Here is a 6,730-nt window from a genome sequence, read left to right as displayed (position 1 = left end):
GGCAGACGGCCCGGGGCGACCGACCGGAGTGCACTCAACGCACTGTCGACGGACTCCTGCGTCGCAAGCTCCCCTCCCCCGCTCAGCCCCTGCCGGAACGCCCGCTGGTTCTCGAGCTTCTCCCGGAACGCGGCGAACGCGAAGGGTTTGATGAGGTACTGCGTGATCCCCACCGAGATCGCCGAGCGGATGACCGGCAGATGTCGCACCGCGGTGATCGCGATGATGTCCGCGCCCGTGTTCCGGCTGTTCATCCGCTTGGCCACATCGAGTCCGTGTGCATCGACGAGGTTCATGTCGAGCAGCACGATGTCCACCGGCTCCCCCGATGTAGTGAGTGCGTCGAACCGGGCGAGCGCCTCGACCCCGCCGCGGCTGATCCCCGCGACCGCGAAACCGGGGATCCGGCGGACGAAGTCCGCGTGCGCCTCCGCCGTGAGCGGATCGTCGTCGACGATTAGGACGCGCAGCTCGGGCTCGGTCGACTTCGGCTCATTTGTCATCGGTGCCTTCACCTCCCCGGGTGTCCGGCGTCAGCGGCAGCGTCACCGTGAAGATCGCCCCACCGTCGGATTCGATGCGCAGATCCCCGCCGAGGCGGGCCACGGCCTGCCGGACGAGCGCGAGCCCGAATCCGCGCCCGCCCGCGGCCACCGGCGCCGACTTCTCCGTGGTGCCGAGGCGAAAGATCGTGTCGATCTCCGCGGGGTCGATCCCGGTGCCCGAGTCGGCGATCGTGATGATCAGCTCCCCGTCGGCGGCGACGAAATCGGCCCACACATGCCGCTCCGGGGAGTCGGCGGCCGCGTCGAGGGCGTTGTCGAGGAGATTGCCGGCGACCGTGACGAGGTCGCGGGCATCGAGGCTGCCGGCCGGCAGCTCCCCCGTCGCGGTGACCGTGAGTTCGATGCCGCGCTCATGGGCCTGCGCCGCTTTGCCGATCATCAGGGCCGTGATGAACGGTTCGTCAAGGGAGTCGACGAAGGTGTCGGTGAGCCGTTGGGACTCCTGTTCGTCGCGGACGGCGAATTCGAGGGCATCGTCGAGGCGGCCGAGTTCGATGAGGTTGGAGACCGTGTGCAGACGGTTCGCGTGCTCATGGGTCTGGGCGCGCAGCGCCTCGGAGAGCGTGCGCATCGTCTCAAGCTCGCCGGTGAGCTCCTCGAAGTCGGTGCGGTCGCGCAACGTGACGACGGTGCCGGACGCCTCGGCGCCCTCCTGCCCGGCGGCTCGCGCCTCGGGCCCGGTTGCGGCTTTCTGGCTGATGACGAGGACACGGTCGGCGGTGAGGTGGGTTTCGTCGACGGCGACCCGACCCGATTCCAGGAGGGCGCGGATCGAGGCGGGCAGGGCCACCTCGGCGAGGGGAACCGGCTCACCGTCAGCGGGACGGGGCAGGTCGAGCAGGGCCGCCGCCTCATCGTTGTAGAGGACGAGGCGGGCACGGTCGTCGACGAGGATGAGCCCCTCCCGCAGCGAATGGAGGGCGGAGTCGTAGAACGCGAAGAGCCGTTTGAGCTGTTCGGGACCGTAGCCCAAGGTGACGCGCTTGAGGTAGCGGCTGAGGATCCATGCCCCGAGCCCGCCGAGGGCGATCGCTGCGGCGGCGACGATGAGGATCTGCGGCAGGGCCGCAGCGTGGGTGAGCGAGATCGTCTCGAGGGTGACGCCGACGGCGACCATCGCGGTGACCTCACCGGATGCGTCCATGATCGGCGCGATCGCCCGCACCGAGGGACCGAGGGTTCCGACGTACTCCTCGACCTCGCTCTGCCCGGTCAGCGCCGTGCCGATGCTGCCGATGTAGGGCTTGCCGATCTCCGTCGGGTCGGGGTGGGTGTAGCGGGTGCGGTCTGAGTCCATGATCGTCACGAAGTCCACCTCGGCGGTGTCGATGACGGTCTGGGCAAAGGGCTGGAGTGCAGCGGACGGGTCGGGACCGGCGACCGCCTCGGCGACGAAGGGATCGTGGGCCAGGGTCTCGGCGATGCTGAGGACACGGTCGGCGGCGGCATCGCGCGCGGAGTCCCGGGCCGAGAGATAACTGGTGACGCTGAGGACGGCACAGACTGCCACGATGAGGACGAGCTGGAGGAGGAAGAGGCGACGCGCCAACGGCACATGCCGCACCCGGGTGCGGCCGGTCAGGGGCGTCGTCGTTGTCCTCACACGGACAAGCTTCGCACGACTCCCCCACCCGGCGAGTGCCCGAACGACGCCTGCGGCCGGCCATGAACACTATGAACGCAACCACGACAGGGCATGTGATCCTTGTCATCCTGAGTGGGCACTTCGACCGGCGCGCAGCCGGATCACCGACGCTCAACGAGGAGAGGGCAATGTCGCCTACCACCAACACACCCGCGGTCACCGGTCAGACTCGACCGGGCAAGAAGAAGGACCGCACCCACTGGCTCTACATCATGGTCATCATCGCCGTGGTCTCGGGAGCCACGATCGGGCTCGTCGCCCCCGAACTGGGCATCGCGCTCAAGCCCCTGGGCACCGCGTTCATCGCGCTCATCAAGATGATCATCGCCCCGATCATCTTCTGCACGATCGTCCTCGGCGTCGGTTCGGTGGCGAAGGCCGCGACCGTCGGCAAGGTCGGCGGGCTCGCGATGCTCTACTTCCTCTGTATGGCCACGCTCGCGCTCATCATCGGCCTCGTCGTCGGCAACATCATCCACCCCGGCACGGGACTCCAGCTCAAGCCCTACGAGGCGGCCGGCGGCGATGACAATGCGACCGTCGTGTTCCTGCTCAGCCTCATCCCCGGCGACATCCCCGTGCTGCCGACGCTCGTCCTCGCCCTCCTCGTCGGGTTCGCCCTCCAGTCGATGGGCAAGGCCGGGGAACCGGTGCTCACCGGCATCCGCCACATCCAGGCCGTCGTCTTCAAACTCATGATGATGATCATGTGGGCAGCCCCGGTCGGTGCGTTCGGGGCGATCGCCGCGGTCGTCGGCGCCACCGGGTGGGCGGCGATCGGGTCGATGGCCGTGCTCATGGGTGCCTTCTACCTCACGTGCGCGCTCTTCATCGTCATCGTCCTCGGCGGTCTGCTCAAGATCGTCACCGGGCTGAACATCTTCCGCCTCATGAAGTACCTGGCCCGGGAGTATCTGCTCATCTTCTCCACCTCGTCCTCGGAATCCGCGCTGCCGAGGCTGCTGGCGAAGATGGAGCACGCCGGGGTCTCGAAGCCCGTCGTCGGCATCACCGTGCCCACCGGGTACTCGTTCAACCTCGACGGCACCGCGATCTACCTGACGATGGCCGCGCTCTTCGTCTCCAGTGCGATGGGCATGCCGATGGACCTGGGCCAGCAGATCTCGCTGCTCGTGTTCATGATCATCGCCTCGAAGGGCGCCGCCGGCGTCACCGGTGCGGGCCTGGCCACCCTGGCCGCGGGGCTGCAGGCGCACCGGCCCGAGCTGCTCGACGGGATGGGCGTCATCGTCGGCATCGACAAGTTCATGTCAGAGGCCCGCGCCCTGACGAACTTCACCGGCAACGCGGTGGCCACCCTGCTCATCGGCACGTGGACGAAGGAGATCGACCTCGGTCAGGCCCGGGCGGCACTCGACGGGTCGAGCCCGTTCGACGAGCTCAGTCTCGACCCGGAAGCGCATGGAGGTGCGAGTGAGACCGACGGGGAGTCTGAAAACGCACCACAAGCACTGTCGCGGACGTGACCTCGACATGACGGCCTGTTGAACGGTCGGCACCATCCACGGGGCGGGCGCGCGAATGTGCGTCCGCCCCGTGGTTCTCGCTCCACTTGTCCTGTCGTTGCGGCTAGAGTTTGAGATGCGTCAGTGAGCCCCTCACCAGCCCCTCCCCCGCGATCGTGAAATACGAGATGCAGGCCGGCAGTGCGGCCGGTCGAGGTCACTGTTCGGTCACCCGCTGTCAATGCGATGGTTACGTTGGCCGGGGACGCGGCACCGCTCGAACATACTGCACAGCGCTCCGGGAAGGGAACGACGATGGTCAAGCTCAAAACGATGGCATCGGCCCTGGGGTCACTGGGGGACGTCAACCGGGCTCGGTCGCAGTTCGACGATCCGTCGCGCAAGCTCGCCGAGGACCAGTCGTTCCCGCCCGCAGACATCCGTCCCGCCGCCGACGATGCACGGACGCTTGCCCTGCGCATCACGACCGCGGCCGGTGCGGCAGCGACCGACGCGCCTTCGTCCGACGCGGTCCCGCCCGGCACAGCTGCGACCGGCTCGCCGTCGTCCGAGGCAGGCGGTGCCACCTCGAGCCTGCGCGACCTGTTCGCGCTCATCCATGTGCCCGCGAGCGGCGATACGGCGGGGTTCCTCGTGCTCAATCCCTCGGTCGAGATCGAGGCGGGTCGCAGCTTCGGCAGTCTCGTCGACGAGGGCGGGTGGCCCGTGTTCGTCGCGATCGCCGAGGAGGTGCTGGGCATCCGCGTCGACCATGTCATCGAGCTCTCCGCCGAGGCGCTCGGCAATGTCATCGATGTCATCGGTCCGGTGGCGGTCTACGGTCGCACGGCGTTCGAGTCCGGTGGAATCGCGTTCGTCGAGGGCACGAATTCGCTTGATGGCGCCGCGGCGGTGACGTTCGCCGCCGCCGATGCCGTTGACGATGCGGGTCAGACGCGCACCCGCAATCAGCGGGCGCTGCTGCGCGCCCTCGTTCAGGCGCTGCGGCAGGGCGGTCTGGCGAAGGATCCGGCGAAGCTCACCGCGGTCCTCGGTGCGGTGGCGGCGGGAGTGCGCACGGATGCGGGGCTGACGACGATCGAGTTGGGGAAGCTTGCGAATGTCATCCGGCAGATCCCGCAGGACGACGTCATCGCGGTCACGGTCCCGGCGACGTCCCAGCGGATCGACGACGGCACGGTGCGGGTGACCTTCGACGCCGAGGCGCTGCCGGCCCTGCGTCAGGCGCTGGCCGGGGAGGACCTCAAGGAGTTCCTCCGCTATGTCGCATCCCTCGGGTACTGAGGTCGTCCGCCGATGCGGCCGCGGCACTGAGGCGGTTCGGACCGCAGATCGGTCCTGGATCGTCACCGGCCCCGTCCTCGGCGCGCCTCACTTCTTGCTCATGATGAAGACGGTTGCCGAGCTTCCGGCGAGGTCGATCCGCAGGTCGTTGTCGTCGGCGGCCTCTGATGCGGTCGGTGCCGGTCCGCTGTAGGGAACGCTGTCCGGGAGCGGATTGGCAGGGATGACCTGAGTGGCGTTCTTTGCGTCGTTCGAGGGTCCGTAGACCTGTGAGGCCTTGTCGACGGAGAAGCCCTCGGGGATCTCGAGGGTGACGGGGTTGCCGCCTGAGGCCGCGGCATCGTTGGCGTTGATGATCGTCGTGACCAGGGTCGTCCCATCGTTCTTCGTCACGGTGTAGGCGCTCATGTTCCCACCGCCGGTGACCGTGGTCTTGGTGAAGGTGCCGCCGATGCTGGGCACGAGGAGGCGCAGGGCCGCGAAGTGCGGTCGGCCTTCGAGGGTCGAGGAGGCGGTGCCGCGGCCTGCGGGGTCGCAGACCAGCGACATCGGGGCGCCACCGTTGCAGGCCCCGAGCATCGAGTGCATGGCAAGCCGTTGGACTCCGAGTGAGGCAGCGTAGAGCGTGAAGTCGGCGGTCCAGAGGGACATCGCGTTCGTCAGGGAGGTGTCGTTCGTGCCCCCGCAGCTCGTCGGACCGGTCTCTTCGAGCCACAGCGGTAGCCCGGCAGCGTCCGCTTTGGCCTTACCGATGCCGATGTTCTTCTTGGCAGCCTGCTTAGCGCTCGGATCTAGTAAGTTCTCAGACTGGGGACCTCGTCCGGGAACCGCACTCGAATCGCAGTCGTAGAGCTGATACCAATGTTGTGCGAGCGCGGCAGTATTTTCGACATTTGCGCCGAGGAAAGCGTCCATCCATGCTCCGTCGAATGCATCGGGGCCGATGATGGGGGCGTCCGGGCGTTGGGAGTGTATTGCCTCAACATACGCGTTCAACTGCTCGACATATTTCGTCTTGTCCCAGCTGTCATCTCGGACAGCTCCCCCTGGAACGTCCTGAACGGTGTAGCCATTCGGCTCGTTGCCGATCGATAGCCCGACCAGGGAGTCGCCGAGGATGTCGACGGCATTGACTGCCATGTCGGCTCCGCGTTTGGGGTCGTAGGTGCCGAGTGGGATGCCGATCGTCACCGTCGAGCCGGTGGCGTCGAGAAGCTGCTTCAGCCGCCTGAGGTCGTCGGGCGTAACGGCCACCTGTTCGGCCTTCGGCGGGGTCTCCCCCGAGGATGTCCAGAACGTGCGCCGGTCAAGGCCGTTGCCGCCGAAACGCAGGGCCGGCGAACCGAGGGACGTGAGCAGATCGTCAAGGTTGGACGCCGCCGGGTCGAGACGCGGGTCGGCGAGGTCGGTGGCCTCGAAGGAGATGCCGATGTTGGAGGAGCGGAAGTATTGGCCCGTCGACTCCTCGGTGATCGCGACGGTTCCTGTCTCCCCCATCGTGCGAGAGTTCAGGTTCTGCGTGAAGATCGTCGGCGTCGGGCTCTGCATTCCGGCTTCAGCGGAAGAACCTGCGGCTTCGTCGCGTGTGGAGGGGTTGAACGCACACCCTGCAATGGTCAGCGCAGTTGCAACGGCGACGATCACTTGCAGGGTTCGCTTCACATTGCACCATCCGGGCAGACTCTTCGGCATCGACATCCGACAGCCTGCATGAGCCGTCTGCTTCTATCCTAGGCGAGGAGCCAGCG

Annotated in this window: 5 protein-coding genes; 2 read left to right on the top strand and 3 right to left on the bottom strand. The window is 67.3% G+C overall.

The features are described from left to right. Together AACX88_RS16375 and AACX88_RS16370 are read right to left on the bottom strand one after the other, a co-directional pair. Nucleotides 1-503: response regulator (locus AACX88_RS16375; protein WP_339393930.1), on the bottom strand; the 503-nt coding region annotated here is incomplete at its 3' end. After that, complete coding sequence (locus AACX88_RS16370) at nt 493-2,169, bottom strand: sensor histidine kinase (RefSeq protein ID WP_339393929.1); 1,677 nt, start codon at nt 2,167-2,169, stop codon at nt 493-495. The genes AACX88_RS16370 and AACX88_RS16375, both read right to left, overlap by 11 nt. Nucleotides 2,170-2,339: 170 nt before the next feature. Between AACX88_RS16370 and AACX88_RS16365 the strand changes: the two genes are divergently transcribed. Then, the gene (locus AACX88_RS16365; RefSeq protein WP_339393928.1) at nt 2,340-3,698 is read left to right on the top strand and encodes a cation:dicarboxylate symporter family transporter; all 1,359 of its coding nucleotides are present in this window, start codon (nt 2,340-2,342) and stop codon (nt 3,696-3,698) included. A gap of 294 nt (nt 3,699-3,992) precedes the next feature. Beyond that, nucleotides 3,993-4,982 carry an LCP family protein gene (locus AACX88_RS16360; protein ID WP_339393927.1) on the top strand — a complete coding sequence of 330 codons (990 nt, stop codon included), beginning with the start codon at nt 3,993-3,995 and terminating at the stop codon, nt 4,980-4,982. Nucleotides 4,983-5,069: 87 nt separating this feature from the next. On the opposite strand, the gene AACX88_RS16355 is transcribed toward AACX88_RS16360, so the two are convergent. Next, nucleotides 5,070-6,530, bottom strand: a complete 1,461-nt coding sequence (locus AACX88_RS16355) for a hypothetical protein (protein ID WP_339393926.1) — start codon at nt 6,528-6,530, stop codon at nt 5,070-5,072. Nucleotides 6,531-6,730: the final 200 nt, after the last annotated feature.

Origin of the sequence: Brevibacterium metallidurans (assembly GCF_037101285.1) — a bacterium.
In the GTDB taxonomy this organism is placed as follows: Bacteria; Actinomycetota; Actinomycetes; order Actinomycetales; family Brevibacteriaceae; genus Brevibacterium; species Brevibacterium metallidurans.
Note: the sequence above shows the minus strand (reverse complement) of the source record. Positions and strands in the feature narration are given on the sequence as shown.

Coding starts and splice junctions, on each gene's coding strand:
- AACX88_RS16365 (WP_339393928.1), top strand. CDS start 2,340: ATGTCGCCTACCACCAACACACCCGCGGTCACCGGTCAGACTCGACCG.
- AACX88_RS16360 (WP_339393927.1), top strand. CDS start 3,993: ATGGTCAAGCTCAAAACGATGGCATCGGCCCTGGGGTCACTGGGGGAC.
- AACX88_RS16355 (WP_339393926.1), bottom strand. CDS start 6,530: ATGCAGAGCCCGACGCCGACGATCTTCACGCAGAACCTGAACTCTCGC.